The following is an 18,148-nucleotide window of genomic DNA, read 5'->3' as shown; positions in this document are numbered from 1 at the left end:
AGACTTTATATGATTCCGCACGTTTCACGTTTACTCGAACTTTGGCGTATTGCAGCGCACTATAGACTCGATACGTTGTTCCCTGCGGATGAATTACCAGTTAAAGCTCAGCATGCATTAAATATTATTAAAATGCATCCAGCTGCATGGTCGAGTCGTGAACGTAAAAATCCTTTAAAGCTTAAAGAAGCTTTAGAAGATATGGGACCACTTGCAATCAAGCTTGGTCAATTACTGTCTACTCGCCGTGACCTAATTCCACCTGAGGTACTCGCTCAACTGGTTTTACTTCAAGATCAAGTAAAACCGTTTGATAGCAATGTTGCCAAACAACGTATTCAAGATTCTTTAAAAGCAGACGTAAATACTCTATTTGCCCGCTTTGATGACCAACCATTAGCTGCTGCTTCAATTGCCCAAGTGCATACTGCTGCACTGCATGATGGCCGTGAAGTTGTTGTTAAAGTTACTCGTCCGGACATTCGTAGCCAGATTTTACAAGACTTTGAAATTTTAGCTTGGCTAGGCAACACCTTAGAAAGCCGCCTTGAAACTGCTCGTGCGTTGCATCTCACTGAAATTATTCAAGACTACCGCCAGATCATTTTAAATGAACTGGACTTGAGTATTGAGGCTGATAATACCCGTCGTATGCGCCATTACTTTACTGGCTCAACCATGATGTATGTGCCAGAAGTTTACATGGACACCAAAGATGTCATGGTGGCTGAGCGCATTACTGGCGTGCCTATTTCAGATACAGCAACCTTTGACCGTTTAGGCATGGATCGCGCACAACTTGCAGAAAAAGGGTTAACTATTTTCTTTACGCAAGTATTCCGCGATAACTTTTTCCATGCCGACATGCATCCCGGTAATGTCTTTGTAGAAACCATTAATCCAAGCAATCCACGCTTTATTGCACTGGACTGTGCGATTATGGGAGAGCTATCTAAACACGACCAGATGACAGTTGCCCGTATGTTGCTTGCTGTCATGAACAGCAACTTTATGCAGCTCATTCAAATTGTGCATCAAGCTGGCTGGATTCCACCGGGTACAGACCAAGATGCTCTCGCACGTGAAATGCGCCGCACTGTTGGGCCAATGGTATCTAAACCAATGGACCAGCTTGATTTTGCGGGTATCTTAATTCAAGTGATGGATATTGCTCGACGCTTCCATCTTGAGATTCCGCCACAGCTCATGCTGCTACTCAAAACTTTAGTGCATGTAGAAGGCCTAGGGACTGACCTTTACCCGCAGCTCGACATCTGGAAATTGGCAAAACCAATTTTGACGGAATGGGTCAAATCCAACATGAATCCAGTCAAAAATGTAAAAGAACTCGGCCAGCAATTACCTGACCTGCTTTTAGGCGCTCAAGATTTCCCAAGCTTAATTATTGATAGCTTAAATGGTTTAAAAAATCAGTCGGCTTGGCAAGACCGCCAGTTACGCGAAATTCAGCAACTTCGTTTGCAAATGGAACATCAGCAACGCCGTAGCTGGATGTTCGGCAGTACTATGCTGATTTTACTGACTATTGCAATTATTAGCCCTTGGTTTGTTTCGATTATTCTAATTGTGCTGAGTAGTTTACTAGCGCTTTGGCGTATATTGAAATAAGTTCAAAATCCCTTGCCAGTGCAAGGGATTTTTTTATAGGAAAAATTTAATTTTCAAAAAATTTATAGATCAGCTATTCGTTCATTGCTAAATTGAAGCTATAAATGCTTCAAAAGAACAAACAATGAAAACACCTCATTTTGCCATTATCGGTGCAGGTACAGCAGGTTTAGCGACTGCGATTTTACTCGCCCGCCAAGGCAATAACGTTACTATTTTTGAACAAGTTGATGAGTTATCTCCGGTAGGTGCCGGTTTATTACTCCAGCCTGCGGGCTTAGCTGTATTTGAACATTTAGGTGTGCTCGATAAAGCGCTGCCATTAGGCGCAAGAGTCACAGGCCTAGAAGGACAACTTCCGGACAAGCGCCTTTTAGTTAACAGTCATTATCACGAAGCATCAGCAAACCTCTATGGTCTAGGTATACACCGAGCCACTTTGTGTCATGTACTCACTCAAAAACTTAGCGAATATTCAAGCCAGATTACTTGGTGTATGAACCACTCTGTTGAAAGTTTTGAAGAACGTAACGATGAAATTCGGCTATTCGGAAGTCATCAAAATCAAAATTTTGATGCTCGCTTTGATGCTGTACTTATTGCCAATGGTGCTCGTAGTCAGTTACGCCCTAAAGCATGGGTAAAGGTTGACCAAGCCTACCCTTGGGGTGCGGCATGGAGTATCGTACCTGAGTGCCAAGTTCTCGATTCTGAAATTTTGCATCAATTTTATGATCGCTCGAAAATTATGATGGGAATTCTTCCTACAGGCGCCATTCCAACAGAACCTCAACAACGCCTTTCAAGTGTTTTTTGGAGCTTACCTACTCCCCAGTTACAAAGCTTTTTACAAGATGAGCAGGCTAAACAAGCTTGGTTAAAGCAAGTCTCTGAGCGTTGGCCCAAAGTTGCAGAATGGCTGAAAGAAATTTTGTATAACAGTCAAACTCAGCCCAAATGGCTATCTGCAAACTACCGTGATGTAGTCATGACTCAATTTGGTCAGGGTCGAATTGGTGTGCTTGGCGATGCCGCTCATGCAATGAGTCCACAGTTAGGTCAAGGTGCAAATATGGCATTATTGGATGCTTGGGCTTTCTCTCAATCATTGCAACATGCTCAAAAGAACCAGAATATTGACTGGTCCTTGCTCTGGCAGCACTACCACCAGCTCCGCCGTTCATCCACCCAGTTTTATCAATTTCTTAGTCGCTTACTAACACCACTTTATCAATCTGATCATTGGTGGGCTGGAGGTTTAAGAGATTTAGTTTTTCCGTGGATGTATCAAATCCCTTATTTTCGAAAAGAAATGGCAATTACAATTTCAGGCTTAAAAACAGGGCCATTCAAGCAACTTGATTATGATCAGGTAGCTCAATTGCCTAAAGAAAACAGTGCATTTCATTTAGAAAGCGAATCTCTGTCTGACTATTAAAAGTAATTGAATACAAACTATTCATTACGCTAACAAAGACAAAAAGGACAAAGAATTTTTCCGCAAAGCGACGTTGATGCCGTACACTATACAAGCTATTTTTTAGCATCAGATTGAAATCAATTTATAGTTCATATTTCTTTGGTGATTCCTCATGAATAACACGCAATGGCTCGATGAAGTAAAATTTAACGAACAAGGTCTTATCCCTGCCATTGCTCAACATCATCAAACCGGACGTATTTTGATGGTAGCGTGGATGAACCGTGAATCACTTGCGCTCACAGCAGAAAAAAATCAAGCGGTGTATTTCTCTCGCTCTCGCCAAAAACTTTGGCACAAGGGTGAAGAATCAGGTCATTTCCAAACGGTTTATGAAATTCGTTTAGACTGCGATGGTGATGTAATTATATTACAGGTGGAGCAACACGGTGGTATCGCGTGCCATACAGGTCGTGAGTCTTGTTTCTACCGTAAACTTACCCCACAGGGTTGGGAAATTGTCGATGCACAATTAAAGGACCCTACTGCAATTTATGGCGATAAAGCCAAAACTGAAAGCCACGATCACGCTCACACGACAGAACAAGTGGATGTACTTGCTCACTTAGGGCAATTGATGCAAGAGCGTAAGCAAGCTGAAGCGGACACTTCATATGTTGCAAGCCTTTATAAAAAAGGCATCAATAAAATCTTAGAAAAAGTCGGCGAAGAAAGCGTAGAAACTATTATTGCTGCGAAAGACTACGCTGCTCAAAATACAGAAAGCAATTTAAATGACTTGATTTATGAAACTGCCGATTTGTGGTTCCATAACATTGTCATGTTGGGTTATTTCGATCTTAATCCACAACTTATTATTGACGAATTAGCTCGTCGTCAGGGTTTATCTGGTTTAGTTGAAAAAGCTAACCGCAACAAGGTTTAAAATCACTCAGTGTCGAATATCGAAAAACCTAAAGCCACCTATGAGCAAGCTATTGCCATAGATAACGGACGTCTTGGGCAATCATTTAAAGTGATTGCCTATGCGGGTACAGGTAAAACTACTACGTTACAAATGATTAGTGATGCCATGCCTGAACGGCGCGGTATGTATTTGGCTTTTAACAAAGCCATTGCTGGCGAAGCACAAAACAAATTTCATCGTAATGTAGACTGCCGGACTTTTCACTCACTCGCGTTTCGCAGTGTGCCACGAGGTGTGACTGATAAATTACGCTTGCCTCGCTTAAGCCCAAGCTTTATTGCAAAAGAATATCGACTAGAACCAATTACCTTACGACGCATGATGGGTGGACGTTATGAAAAATACGTCTTGATGCCAAGTCGCCTCGCAAGCCTTGTCGCTAATGCTGTCAGCTATTTCTGTTCAACCAGTTCTCAATATCCAGCTCCTCGACATATTCAGGCGCCCAACTGGTTACATCCGGATGATATTACCGAGCTACAAACTCATCTTTACCCTGCTGTAGAGCGCCGTTGGTTAGAGTCCATCGACCCAAATCATCAGGCAGGAATTGGTCACGACATTTACCTCAAACTTTGGGCATTGTCTGAACCTAACATCCCAGCCGATTATGTCTTATTTGATGAAGCACAAGACGCTGATCCTTTAATGCTGGGTATTTTACTTCGCCAAAAAAGTACTCAGGTTATCTATGTAGGTGATGCACATCAGCAAATCTACGCGTGGCGTGGTGCAATCAATGCCATGCAGCAATTGCCCTTACCAGAGTCTCGCCTCACCACTTCTTTTCGTTTTGGTGAAACGATTGCGGATGTTGCCAATGCATTGCTAGGCGGATTAAATGAGACAGTTCCTTTGCTTGGTAATCCGAACCAGAAATCGAGTGTAGTCAATAAACCGCATACCAAAATGCGTGATGCGATTTTGTGTCGTACCAATGCTCGGGCAATGGAGCTTTTATTAGCAGGCTTAGTTCACGGCGATAAAGTGAGTTTGCAGGCTGACCATCAAAAGCTAAACCGTTTTGTAGATGCCGCAAGTCTCTTGAAGCAAGGAAAACGGGTTACTGATGTGCCTGAATTAGCATGGTTCAATTCATGGCATGATGTCCATGAATACTGTGAAACCAATGAAGGCAGTGATATTAAACCATTGGTTAAATTGGTAGATGATCACGGCACTGACCCACTAAAAAAAGCGCTTGCAAAGATTACACCACTTGAGCAAGCTGACTATGTCATCTCTACAGCACATAAAGCAAAAGGCTTAGAATGGAACCGTGTTCATATTGAAGATGACTATCAATTTAAAATTAATGGGTTAGAACACAAGATTACTGATGAAGAGTTAAGACTACTGTACGTTGCCTGTACTCGTGCTAAAGTAAGTCTAAATATCCATCATCTTTATGATCTGATACAACAATTAAAACTAAGGGCGCCTTTAAGTCTTCGTCAGTCGGTTGGTTGAAGCGCTCATATTTAGGTGAGCCTATGAAACTTGAATCTGTCCAATTTAAACATATTGCTCTGTTTCACGACCTTAAAATACACTTTCACTATGAAAAACAGCCAATCACCTTAATTTTAGGTGAACAGGCAACTGGTAAAAGTATGTTACTCAAACATACTTATCATGCTTTAACTTGGCTCCCTGCTCGCCTTAAAGATTTGCGTAGTCCCGGTATTGTCATGCCTGATCAAGACATTACTCAGTCGCGTCTACAATCAAAAATTGAAGTGACTATTCAAATTCCTTCAGAAATTGGTCACCTGCCAGAAAGTACCTCTGCTCAGCAGGTAGACTCTTCACTATGTAGCTGGAAACTTTTTAAAACCTTAAATGCAAGTGGGATTGGAGTGAGCCAAGTTGAAACTCAGCAACTTGACCAAACCATGGCTCTTTATCAACAAGTCATAAAAAAAGATCCATTACAAGGACTTCCCTTAATCGCTTACTACCCAGCCGAGCGATTTGTAAATGATATTAATCTGCTTAATAAAAATTTACCCGGCATTACTCAAGCCATTTCAGCCTATGATATTAGCCCACTACCGTTTACAACTTTTACACGCTTTTTTGAATGGCTACGAGAAATCAGTGATATCGAAAATGCTCAAGCCGCTCACCTCGTACAACGGATTAGGTCGAAACAATCAGATCAGCAAGATCAAACAGCATTATTAAATGAGCTTCAAAAAGAGTTATCAGGGCAACCTAAACAGCTTACTTCACCCAATCTCTACGCCCTCAAGAATGCATTAAATATAGTTCTGCCTGAGCTTAAAGATCTATATCTACAATATCAGCCTCGACTGCAACTCATGGTCGACTATGAAGATCAAACCTTACCTTTTCAGCAGCTTTCAAATACAACCAAAACCTGGATTGCTTTAGTAGGCGATATAGCCCGCCGACTCTGTTTACTCAATCCTTTAAGCTTAAACCCTTGCCTTGAGGGAGATGGCGTTTTACTCATTGACCAGATTGATACACAGCTCGACTCAACGCATTGCTCCGAAATCTTAAATCGGCTTCATCAAGCCTTCCCATGCCTACAAATTATTGCAACAGGAAGTCGTGAAGAGCTCCTCGAACATGCTTCGACCTATCAATGTCTAAAATTAGAACACGGTAAAATTAGCCATCTTGATCTAAACACCACCAAACAACAGCTTGAACATATCTACACCTTACTTCAAAGAAGTGAATCATTAACACCATCTATAGAAGCACAGCCCCTGAGTTTAATAGACCCAACTCCAACACCCGCACAGATTGAGGTTTTATTTCAGCAGATTCAGAGTTTAAATGAACAACAAAAAAATGAATTATTAAGAATGATTCATGCTGGAGACACACCGGAAGAAAGCCCTTCGGTTTGAGTTTTATAATCGAAAAAACCGCACTCACAAAATATATAGTTGAGTGAGTTTTTTGGGCACTAAAACAACTAGATGTTGTTACTACATGTAATAACATCAGATTTTTAATGCTTTTTTAGTGTACAATAAATTTCATTTTGCGTTGTTATTCTTCAAGTTGCGCAATACAACTTGTTTCTCGCTTTATTTTCTAATTTGGTTGGGTTTTCGGAATAATAAGCTTTGGAACTCTCTTTGAATTCCTATCTATTCTGAAATTAAAATTTCACCTTTAGGTTTCGACCTAAATCACATATGGATACGAGTGTGCTACCGATAATTATCTTATTACCGTTAATATTAGGCACCACCCTTGTTTCATTGCTTCAACGGTTTTCGCGTGGAGTAACGGCTTTAGGGGCAATTGGAGTCAGTTTAACCAGTTTTGGTTTATTACTGACTCAAGCTAAAACTGTGCTTGGTGGTGCAAGCATTCAACAAAGCTGGGATTGGCTACCTCAATTAGGGATTAATCTAAGCTTCAGACTCGATGCGCTTGGTTTATTATTCTCTTTGCTGATTACTGGTATCGGTACACTCATTTATATTTATGCCTATTATTATTTAGGCCCTAAAAACTCTTTAAGTAAACTCTATACGTTACTCATGCTATTTATGGCAGCAATGTTGGGTATTTCGCTCTCTAATAATCTTATTATTTTATTAGTTTTTTGGGAGCTCACCAGTATTTCATCTTTCTTGTTAGTGGGTTATTGGAGTCATTATGAAGCTGCTCAACGTGGCTCTCGGATGGCGCTTACTATTACAGGAATGGGCGGTTTAGCAATGCTAGGTGGATTTGTTCTATTGGGGCAAATCACTGGAACCTATGAAATTAGCGAAATCATGGGCATGAAAGATGCGATTCAAGCACACACTCTCTTCATTCCAATGTTATTGCTTATTTTGCTTGGTGCATTTACAAAGAGTGCTCAGTTCCCATTTCATTTTTGGTTACCTAATGCAATGGCGGCACCAACACCAGTGTCCGCTTACCTGCACTCTGCGACCATGGTAAAAGCCGGGATTTTTCTACTTGCCCGCTTACTTCCAATCTTTATAGGCGCTGCGATCTATCACAATATCGTTACGTTTGTCGGCCTATTTACGCTCTGTATGGCAGCGTGTTTTGCTATTTTCAAAGAAGATTTAAAAGGACTGTTAGCCTATTCAACCATTAGTCATTTAGGGCTTATTGTTTGTTTACTCGGTATCGGTTCTCCTTTAGCAGTTGCCGCTGCTATTTTCCATATTATTAACCATGCAACATTTAAAGCAGCGTTGTTTATGCTTGCAGGGATTATTGATCATGAAACTGGCACACGTGATCTTCGAAAACTCAGTGGTATTTGGCAATTACTTCCTTTCACTGCCACACTCACCATGATCACCGCTGCTTCTATGGCAGGTGTACCACTTACCAATGGCTTTATTTCAAAAGAGATGTTCTTTGCCGAGCTATTGGCAAATCTTTCAGGCTCAACGGTTATATTTGCCAGCATCATTGCAACTCTGGCTGGTATCTTCGCAGTAAGTTATTCAATTCGCTTGGTGCATGGTGTGTTCTTTGACGGCTCAATTGGTAAACAAGTGCCAAATAAAGATGCACATGAACCACCCATCGGTATGCATGCTCCAGCCATTCTTCTTGCTGTGCTTTGTATCTTGGTCGGCATTCTGCCTTCATTATTGGTAGAACCACTGGTAAATAGCGTAACTAGAGCAAGCTTGATGCAACCAGAATTTGCAGGCACACATCTTGCAATTTGGCATGGATTCAACGCTCCTCTTGTGATGAGTATTATTGCTTTAGTGGGCGGTACGCTGTTCTACTTTGCTTTAGCAAAAGACGGCATGATTCGTAAAATTGACCTTGACCCACGTCTAGGCAGATTACAAGGCCGCATCTTATTTGATTTATTTTTAAAACATCTGCTGCTTACAAGCCGAAAAATCAAACAAAAAACTGAAAATGGTTCATTGCAAAGTTATTTGTTCTGGATCATTGCTTTTAGCATCATCATGGTCACTCTGCCTTTACTCAATCAAGGGCTGAGCACAGGTACACGTGAACTCACCCATGCTCCATGGATTGCTGTAGTTCTTTGGCTGACGTTGTTCTCAGGCTGTTGGATGATGCTCTGGTTCCACCATGAGCGTATTAAGGCAGTACTTATTAGTGGTGCAATTGGTCTAGTGGTAACGATGGTCTTCGTCACCATGTCAGCACCAGATTTAGCGCTGACTCAAATTACAGTAGACGTTGTAACGACTGTTCTTTTATTAATGAGCTTATCTTTACTTCCACAGCTCACGCCGTATGAATCTCGTCGTTCTAGACGTTTGAGAGATGCTGCCTTAGCAATTATTGGAGGTTTAGGAATTGGCTGGATTACGTGGCTCATTTTAACCCGTGATCATAATTCGATTTCTTGGTTCTTTGCCCAACAGTCTTTACCACTTGGTGGTGGCTCAAATATTGTAAATGTCATTTTAGTTGACTTCCGTGGCTTCGATACCTTCGGTGAAATTACGGTATTAGGCATCGCTGCGATTGGTGCCCTATGTCTTATGGATGGTATGCGTGTACACGGCACAACCATGACGCAAGGTCTCACCTACCGTTTTAATCCATCTCCGCTTATGTTCCGTATTACAGCATCATGGGTATTACCGCTAGCGCTTGTCGTCAGTGTTTATATCTTTTTGCGAGGACATAACTATCCAGGCGGTGGCTTCATTGCAGGTCTAATCACCTCAATGGCGCTAATCATTCAATATATTGCACTAGGTCAAGATCAGGCAGAACAGCTGTTAAAAGCAAAGTCTGGCCGCCTTTACGAAGTCTGGATTGGCACAGGATTAACGATTGCAGGTCTGACTGGTATAGCAGCATGGTTCTGGTTACGTCCGTTCCTCACGAGTGCTCATGTCTATGTTGAATTACCAATTCTAGGAAAACTACATTTAGCTTCAGCTGCAAGTTTTGACTTGGGTGTTTATATCACCGTTGTAGGCGCGACAATGTTGCTCATCTCTGTATTAGGCGACTCTCGTCATTCGAGTATGTCCGGTCCTGTACCAAATCGGGAGGAATCATCATGATCAGTTTAGAATTCTTACTGGCTTCTGCTATTGGTTTACTTGTTGCCACAGGTATTTATCTGATTTTACGTGCTCGTACTTTCCCTGTTGTGCTCGGATTGGCTGTAATCGGTTATGCAGTAAACCTATTTTTATTTGCTATGGGACGATTACAAATCAGCTCACCAGCAATTTTAACTGAAACAACAAAAATAACCGATCCACTTCCTCAAGCGTTGGTGTTAACTGCCATCGTGATCGGTTTTGCAACTACAGCGTTTATTGTACAACTTGCGCTACGTAGCCGTTATGAATCAGGTAGTGATCATGTTGATGCTAAAGAAGATGCTTCCCCAACGTACGACCCACGTGAGGATGAGCCGTGATGTTTGATTTTTTATCTTTTTGGCAACAACACACGCCTATTTTTAGCATTCTCATCCCAGCATTTACTGGTTTTATCTTATTACTCTTAGGCAACCCAGGGGCAGGTTCCTTAAAAGATGACTGGCGTCAGCCTTGGCGTCGTGGTATTAGCCTTGTCTCAGCAATTGCCGGATTAATTACCGCTATTGTTTATCTTAGTTATGCCAGCACGGGGCAAATTACTGTTTACCAATTAAGTGAATGGTCAGCACCATTTGGTATTGTACTTGTACTCGATCGTCTTTCAGCTTTTATGCTGGCACTGACCTATGCATTGGCGGTACCAGTTTTATGGTATGCGAGTGACAACTGGGACACCCGTGGTCGCTATTTCCATGCCATGGTACATTTTCTATTAATGGGAATCTGTGGTGCATTTCTAACAGGCGACTTATTTAACCTTTTCGTCTTTTTTGAAATCCTGCTGATGGCTTCGTATGTATTGCTCCTACATGGACAAGGCAAACCTCGTTTTCAGCTTGGTGTTCACTACGTCATTATCAATCTTTTAGCCTCTGCCCTTTTCTTAATTGGACTTGGTATGATTTATGGCAGTGTGGGTAGCCTCAACATGGCGGATGTCTCACGTCTTATACCGACACTTGAAGCAGATCAACACAAATTAGCAGTCGCGGGTTCGTTACTTCTCTTTGTTGTTTTCGGTATTAAAGCAGCAATGCTTCCTGTCGGTTTTTGGCTACCAAAAACGTATGCTGTTGCAAGTACGCCTGTAGCTGCAATTTTCACCATTATGACCAAAGTCGGGATCTATTCTATTTTACGTGTAAATGGAACAGTATTTGACGATGCGCTTAGTCAAGAAATCTTAAAAAGCTGGCTACTCCCTATTGGCTTAATTACTTCTCTTTATGGGGTGATTGCAGCAATTGGGGCAGATCGTTTACGTCGATTTGTCGGCTTTATGGTCCTTTCTTCAATTGGTACCTTGCTTACAGCAATTGCCATGTCCAATACGCAGGCATGGTCTGGTGCTTTATATTACTTAGTGCACAGCACATTGATTGGTGCAGCTTTTTATCTATTTTGTGGATGGATCACTTCACAACGTGGAGATTTTAAAGATCATTTAAAAGTTGCCCCAAGAATCAAACAAGAAAAAGCGGCTATGCTGACTTATTTCTTGATTGCGATGATGATGGCTGGATTACCACCTTTTAGTGGTTTTCTTGGAAAAGTATTTATTTTACAAGCGACAGTTGAAGCTAGCTATCAAGGCTGGATTATTGGTGTTGTGCTTGTTGTGAGCTTATTAAGTATTATTGCACTCACACGTGTTGGTTTTATCTTATTCTGGCGTGCATCTCCTCCCGAAGAAGATCCAATCCATCCAGCTTATATTCTTTATCATGCTTTACCAGAACGCGCACCGCCACGTAATGATCATGTCATTTATCTATTCTTGGCTGGTTTAATCGCTTATGTTGTCTTTGCGGCACCAATTCAGCATTACACGTTAAATACCGCACAACAGATCCAAGACCATGCGCTTTACCAACACTCTATTCTTAAAGTAGACCAAAATGGTGAGTTCATTAGTGTACAGCCATATGACCCAAGTTACTTACCAGAAACGAAGTATGGCGGTGAAGTTGAAGATCATAATGCTTATCTTGTTCCAGATATTATTTCGAAAAATATGTTCAATGGTGAACATATTTCTGAATATAAACAACGGCAAATTCAACAACAGGAAAAGCTCCAAACACCAACCCTTGTTGATGAAACTCAATTGAAACCTATGGAGCCATAACAATGCAGTTATCTCATTTGCTTGAACGCTGGTTTCCACATCCATTTGTTTCAGTCCTCATCATTTTATTTTGGTTGATGCTAGCGCATGGTCTTGATGCGAGTGATCTTTTGACTGCGATGCTTTTGGGCTTAATCATCCCTCGTTTAGTCAAACCATTTATTACGCGTACACCGCATATTCACTGGAAACCTGCGGTTAAACTATGTTTTGTGGTTCTTTGGGATATTATTATTTCTAACTTTAAGGTCGCAAAACTTGTTTTGGGACCTACTAAAAAATTACATCCTAAATGGTATCGCGTACCTTTAGAAACAGAACATGAGCAGGTCAACACCTTACTGGCAATGATCATTACCACAACACCAGGTACGGTTTCTGCGGGTATTGATCAGGAACGTGGGGATATTCTGGTTCATGCTTTGAGTACGGATGATACCGAATCTGATATTCAAGACATCAAAGAACGTTATGAAATTCCTCTTATGGAAATTTTTGATGTGAAAAGTAAAACGGAGGCAAGTGCATGACAATCCTACCCTATGCTCTAGGTATTAGCTTGATTGCCGTTACAATCTCGATGCTACTTTGCCTTTTTAGACTGGTCATGGGTCCATCAATTGTAGACCGCCTTTTAGCGCTCGATACGCTTTTCCTAAATGCAACTTGCCTTATTGTTGTATTAGGCATTTATTGGATGACGACTTCTCTATTCGAAGGAGCACTACTGGTTGCGATGTTAGGTTTCGTATCTACAGCCGCCTTAGCACGCTACTTCACAACCGGTCATGTTATCGATTAAGGAGAGGTCAAAATGCAATTTGCAATGGAAATTATTGTTTCGGTCTTTCTGGTTTTTGGCGCCTTCTTCATGTTAGTTAGCTCAATCGGTATGGTCCGTTTACCCGACTTATTCATGCGCTTACATGCGCCAACTAAGTCGAGTACGCTCGGCTTAGGAAGCTTTCTGATCGCTTCCATGATCTTTTTTGCTTTCCAAGGTCGCTTTGGTTTTGCAGAATTACTTATTACCCTTTTAGCTTTTATTACCGCACCAGTTTCGGCTAATTTGATTGCTCAAGCTGCGCTACATTTACGTTTACGCTCATTGAGTGGTGAAGTACCTGAAGCCATTGAACGACCTCTACCTTGGGATCGGTACAAAATTGGTCAACGTTTTTCACAAAACAAACCGCCAATGGAACCTCCTAAAGAATAAGAAATTAAACCAATAAAAAAGCCACCCGAAGGTGGCTTTTTTATTTTGAGTTTTAATTACTCTTGGTCATCTGACTTACGTTCTGGCAAATCTTGTACCGCTTTTTCGATTAGACCAAACATATAGTTACCATATGCATTCGTCTTATCGTAATGGAAACGTAAGCGAGGCGTAATACGAGTCTTAATGCGACGGCTCAATTCATGACGCAAGAAACCAGAAGCTTTATTTAATACATCTAAAGTTTCTTTATTTGCTGCTTCACTTTGCTCATCGCCTAGTTCACGTCCCATAACGGTGACATAAACTTCAGCATAACCCATATCCGCACTGACTTTCACCGCAGAGATGGTCACTAGACCACCTAAGCGAGGATCTTTAAGCTCTTGACGGATTAGCTCAGACAACTCACGTTGTACTGAATCCGCCATGCGCTTTAAGCGTTGGCTACCCGCCATTAAAGACTCCGTTTAATCAATTGAACATCATACACTTCGATCTTATCTTGTGGTTTGATGTCTTTATAACCTTTCACCGCAAGGCCACATTCCATACCAGCACGAACTTCATCAACAACGTCTTTATAACGACGAAGAGATTCAAGCTCACCTTGGAAAATTACAACATCATCACGTAATACGCGAATCGGTTTATTACGATGTAATGTGCCTTCAAGTACCATACAGCCTGCTGCTGCACCAAACTTACTTGAGTGGAATACTTCACGCACTTCCGCAACACCCAAGATTGTTTCACGATGTTCAGGAGCAAGCTTACCGCTCATGGCATCTTTCACATCATCAATCAATTCATAGATGATGCTGTAGTAACGAATATCGATACCATCTTGGTCACTTCTCTGACGAGCAGTCGTATCGGCACGAACGTTAAAGCCTAACAATACAGCTTCTGAAGATTCAGCAAGAATCACATCAGACTCAGTAATCGCACCAACACCTGAGCTAATTACACGAACTTTTACTTCATCAGTAGATAATTCATGTAGAGCAGCATTCAATGCTTCTAAAGTACCACGTACGTCTGTTTTCAAAACAACGTTCACTGTAGGAACGTCTTTTTTGCCCATTGACGACATGATATTTTCAAGGCGCATAGCACTTTGACGATCAATACGTTTTTGACGCTCACGGTCAGCACGAGCATCGGCAACTTCACGCGCTTTCTTCTCGTCATTTACAACAAGAACTTCATCACCTGCCATTGGAGCGTCTGGAAGACCCAGAATTTCTACCGGAATAGATGGTCCTGCTGATTTAATCGGCTTACCGTTTTCATCAGACATTGCACGGACACGACCATATGATGAACCTGCAAGAACAAGGTCACCAATATTTAATGTACCGTTTTGAACAAGAATCGAAGTTACTGCACCACGGCCTTTATCTACACGCGCTTCAATAACAACACCTTGTGCAGCACCTTCAGCAGATGCTTTTAATTCCATCAATTCTGATTGAATAAGAATTAAATCAAGGAGTTCATCAATACCTTGTCCACTGTGTGCAGAAACTTTAGCAATCGGAACATCACCACCCCATTCTTCTGGAACGATTTGTTTCGTTGTTAATTCATTTAACACACGATCTGGATCAGCAGATTCTTTATCCATTTTGTTGATTGCAACAATAATTGGAGTACCTGCTGCACGAGCATGGTCAATTGCTTCTGCAGTTTGTGGCATTACACCGTCATCTGCAGCAACAACTAATACAACGATATCTGTTGCTTTAGCACCACGTGCACGCATTGAAGTAAATGCCGCATGTCCTGGTGTATCAAGGAATGTAATAATTCCTTTGTCTGTTTCAACGTGATATGCACCAATATGCTGGGTAATACCACCTGCCTCTCCAGCCGCCACTTTCGAACGACGGATACGGTCAAGCAATGATGTTTTACCATGGTCAACGTGACCCATAATGGTAACAACTGGCGGACGAGTTGTTTGCTCACCACGAGCTTCTTCAGCTGCTTCAAGCAAGTTATCTTCCGCTTGTGTATCAGAAACTAAAACAGGGTTGTGGCCCATTTCTTCTACAACAAGTGCCGCTGTGTCTTGATCAATAGCTTGATCTTGATTAACCAATTCACCCATTTTCATAAGTGTCTTGATAACTTCACGTACTTTAATCGCCATTTTTTGAGCAAGATCGGCAACAACAATGCTTGAACCGATTTCTACATCATAAACTTGCTTTTTAACTGGCTTTTCAAATCCATGCTTATTCGCTTGGCTTGATTTTAAACCACGTTTGTTATGGTTAACAAAGCTTTGCTCTTCTTGACCACGACGACCACCTTTCTTCCCAGCACGTGGGTTGTTGGTTGCGCCACCGCGTTTAATTTCACGGTCTTCTTGCTTAAATGAATCTTCATAAGCTTGGCCAACTAGACCTGAAGCAAGTGGAGAATCATCAATCACACGAATTGTCGTAGTAGCATCGTCATTTGAATACTTAGATGCCATTTTGCGCATTTGTTCAAGTGTACGTTGCTGAGCTTCTTCAGCCGCTTTACGACGTGCAGCTTCTTCAGTTGCTTTTAACTGAGCTGACTGCTCTTCACGAGCTCGTTTCTGTTCTGGAGTTTCAGCTGGTTTTGGTGCAGGTTTTACTGTACCACCACCACGCTTTTTCACTACAACAGCAGCTTTTGGAGCTGTCTGTGCAGCACTATCTTGTTGATGAGCAGCACGCATCGCATCTAAAGTTGCTTTAGCTTTTTGCTCTGTTTGAAGACGCGCTTTTTGCTCGGCAGTTTCACGCGTTTGCTGTTCTACACGTGCTTTTGCTTCAGCTTCTGCACGTGCTTTTGCTTCAGCTGCAATTTGTTCAGGGTTTGGTTTAGCAAAAACCTGTTTTTTACGTACTTCTACGTTAATCGTTTTTGCTTTACCTGAAGTACTTGCAACTTTAGCGGTACTGGTTGTTTTACGTTTCAACGCAATTTTTCCTGTGTTACCACTTTCCTGACCATGAACTTTTTTCAAATGATTGACCAAAGTATCCTGTTGTTCAGTGGTAATAATGTCGTCTGCTGTACGTTGAGGCAAACCTGCTTCACGAGCCTGTTCTAGGAGCTTCTCAACAGGACGTCCTACACTGAGAGCTAACTCTTTAATCGACTTGTCCGTCATATTTCATCTCCTAGTTAAACCATGATTCGCGAGCTTTCATGATCAATTGACCTGCTTTTTCATGACCAAGTCCTTCAATATCAGAGATATCGTCAGTAGCTTGATCTGCCAAATCGTCGACAGTAATAATACCGCGAGCGGCAAGCGAGTAAGCGATCTCAGAAGTCATGCCTTCCATAGTGAGAAGGTCTGCGCTCGGTTCTTGAATATTTTCTTGCTGTTTCAAAGCATCAGTAAGGGCTGCTTCTTTTGCACGACTTTGCAATAACTCAACCAATTCAGCATCAAGCTCAATTTCGTCAAAAGTCTCAGCAGGAACATAAGCAATCTCTTCTAAAGAAGTGAAGCCCATTTCCACCAATGCCATTGCTAAATCTTCTTCAATATCGAGACGTGATACAAACATATCAAGATATTGCTGAGCTTCATTTTGCTGACGAGCACGATACTCTTCTTCAAGCATCATGTCGAGTTTGTAGCCAGTTAAATCAGAAGCTAAACGAACGTTTTGACCTTGAGAGCCAATCGCACGAGCTAATTGATCGCTGGTTGCAAAAATAATGTCGGCACTTCTTGCATCTTCATCAAGCACGATGCCTGAAACATCAGCTGGTTCTAATGCACTAGCAATGTACTGAGCCGGATCATCAGACCAGACCACTACATCAATACGTTCACCATTTAACTCTTGTTGTACAGCTTGAATACGCGTACCACGCATACCAATACATGCACCTACAGGGTCAATACGGTGATCATTTGTTTTCACTGCAATTTTAGCACGAACGCCCGGTTGACGTGCCGCTGCTTTAATTTCAATAATTTCTTCAGAAATTTCAGGAATTTCTTTTTTCATTAAAGCAATTAACATTTCAGGCTTAGCGCGTGATAACAACAACTGAGCGCCACGACCTTCACGGTTAACATTATATAAAATAGCGTTTACACGTTGTTTTGGACGAAGAATTTCTTTTGGAATCATCTCTTCGCGTGCAAGATAAGCTTCTGCATTGTCGCCTAAGTCGATAATGAAGCCATCTTTGGTTTGTTTTTTCACTTCACCGTAAATTAACTCACCAACTTTAGACTCGTATGCATCAGCAACTAAAGCACGCTCAGCTTCACGAATTTTTTGTACAATAACTTGTTTTGCAATTTGTGCAGCAATACGACCAAACTCAATAGACTCTACTTCGAGTTCACGCACGTCACCAATTGACCATTTAGCTGGATCAACGTCAGAAATTGCATCTTGGCAAGCTGGCATTTCATGATCTTCATCTGCCACAACAGTCCATTGACGGAACGTACGGTAATCACCAGTTTTACGATCAATTTCTACACGAAGCTGAGCTTCTTCAGCATGCGTACCTTCGTAAAATCTTTTCTTCGTTGCAGCAACTAGAGCTTGTTCTAAAGCTTCGAAGATCGCTTCACGACTAACACCTTTTTCATTACTAACCGTTTCAACAACGGTAAGAATTTCGCGGCCCATAAGTCACCTACCGATTTCTTATAAAATTTAAATAA

Annotated in this window: 14 protein-coding genes; 11 read left to right on the top strand and 3 right to left on the bottom strand. The window is 41.6% G+C overall.

Annotated features, from left to right (window positions below):
• Positions 1-9: 9 nt before the first annotated feature.
• From ubiB to phaG, 11 genes are all read left to right on the top strand, one after another.
• On the top strand, positions 10-1,629 hold the full coding sequence (ubiB, locus tag MKX14_RS10690) for an ABC1 kinase family protein (protein WP_240282416.1): 1,620 nt from the start codon (positions 10-12) through the stop codon (positions 1,627-1,629).
• A 124-nt stretch (positions 1,630-1,753) separates the two neighbouring features.
• Positions 1,754-3,067 (top strand): FAD-dependent oxidoreductase, encoded by a 1,314-nt coding sequence (locus MKX14_RS10685; protein ID WP_240282415.1) that lies wholly within the window; start codon positions 1,754-1,756, stop codon positions 3,065-3,067.
• Positions 3,068-3,221: 154 nt separating this feature from the next.
• The gene (hisIE, locus tag MKX14_RS10680) at positions 3,222-3,995 is read left to right on the top strand and encodes a bifunctional phosphoribosyl-AMP cyclohydrolase/phosphoribosyl-ATP diphosphatase HisIE (RefSeq protein ID WP_133480963.1); all 774 of its coding nucleotides are present in this window, start codon (positions 3,222-3,224) and stop codon (positions 3,993-3,995) included.
• Positions 3,996-4,004: 9 nt separating this feature from the next.
• Positions 4,005-5,507 (top strand): UvrD-helicase domain-containing protein, encoded by a 1,503-nt coding sequence (locus MKX14_RS10675; protein WP_002114901.1) that lies wholly within the window; start codon positions 4,005-4,007, stop codon positions 5,505-5,507.
• A 23-nt stretch (positions 5,508-5,530) separates the two neighbouring features.
• Positions 5,531-6,922 carry an AAA family ATPase gene (locus MKX14_RS10670; protein WP_046812050.1) on the top strand — a complete coding sequence of 464 codons (1,392 nt, stop codon included), beginning with the start codon at positions 5,531-5,533 and terminating at the stop codon, positions 6,920-6,922.
• 294 nt (positions 6,923-7,216) lie between these two features.
• The gene (phaAB, locus tag MKX14_RS10665) at positions 7,217-10,066 is read left to right on the top strand and encodes a monovalent cation/H+ antiporter subunit A (protein ID WP_240282414.1); all 2,850 of its coding nucleotides are present in this window, start codon (positions 7,217-7,219) and stop codon (positions 10,064-10,066) included.
• Entirely contained in the window at positions 10,063-10,431 is a 369-nt protein-coding gene (gene phaC / locus MKX14_RS10660; RefSeq protein WP_002115033.1) for a Na+/H+ antiporter subunit C, read from the top strand. Before phaAB ends, phaC begins: the two co-directional genes overlap by 4 nt.
• On the top strand, positions 10,431-12,242 hold the full coding sequence (phaD, locus tag MKX14_RS10655; RefSeq protein WP_133480969.1) for a monovalent cation/H+ antiporter subunit D: 1,812 nt from the start codon (positions 10,431-10,433) through the stop codon (positions 12,240-12,242). The genes phaC and phaD overlap by 1 nt, the downstream gene beginning before the upstream one ends.
• 2 nt (positions 12,243-12,244) lie before the next feature.
• Positions 12,245-12,772, top strand: coding sequence for a Na+/H+ antiporter subunit E (phaE, locus tag MKX14_RS10650; protein ID WP_046812053.1), 528 nt, complete (start codon positions 12,245-12,247; stop codon positions 12,770-12,772).
• Positions 12,769-13,044 carry a monovalent cation/H+ antiporter subunit F gene (locus MKX14_RS10645; protein ID WP_005065886.1) on the top strand — a complete coding sequence of 92 codons (276 nt, stop codon included), beginning with the start codon at positions 12,769-12,771 and terminating at the stop codon, positions 13,042-13,044. The genes phaE and MKX14_RS10645 overlap by 4 nt, the downstream gene beginning before the upstream one ends.
• A 12-nt stretch (positions 13,045-13,056) precedes the next feature.
• Positions 13,057-13,461: a Na+/H+ antiporter subunit G gene (phaG, locus tag MKX14_RS10640; RefSeq protein ID WP_240282413.1), complete on the top strand. Its 405-nt coding sequence runs from the start codon at positions 13,057-13,059 to the stop codon at positions 13,459-13,461.
• A 56-nt stretch (positions 13,462-13,517) separates the two neighbouring features.
• Here phaG and rbfA read toward each other — a convergent pair whose 3' ends face one another.
• The 3 genes from rbfA to nusA are packed head-to-tail and all read right to left on the bottom strand — an operon-like array spanning position 13,518 to position 18,113.
• Positions 13,518-13,919 (bottom strand): ribosome-binding factor A, encoded by a 402-nt coding sequence (rbfA, locus tag MKX14_RS10635; protein ID WP_002114836.1) that lies wholly within the window; start codon positions 13,917-13,919, stop codon positions 13,518-13,520.
• Complete coding sequence (gene infB / locus MKX14_RS10630; protein ID WP_108009305.1) at positions 13,919-16,618, bottom strand: translation initiation factor IF-2; 2,700 nt, start codon at positions 16,616-16,618, stop codon at positions 13,919-13,921. Before infB ends, rbfA begins: the two co-directional genes overlap by 1 nt.
• A gap of 10 nt (positions 16,619-16,628) precedes the next feature.
• Complete coding sequence (gene nusA / locus MKX14_RS10625) at positions 16,629-18,113, bottom strand: transcription termination factor NusA (protein ID WP_002115134.1); 1,485 nt, start codon at positions 18,111-18,113, stop codon at positions 16,629-16,631.
• Positions 18,114-18,148 lie beyond the last annotated feature (35 nt).

The sequence above is a fragment of the Acinetobacter pittii genome, assembly GCF_022449185.1.
Lineage (GTDB): Bacteria > Pseudomonadota > Gammaproteobacteria > Pseudomonadales > Moraxellaceae > Acinetobacter > Acinetobacter pittii_I.
This window is presented reverse-complemented; position numbering and strand designations above follow the sequence as displayed.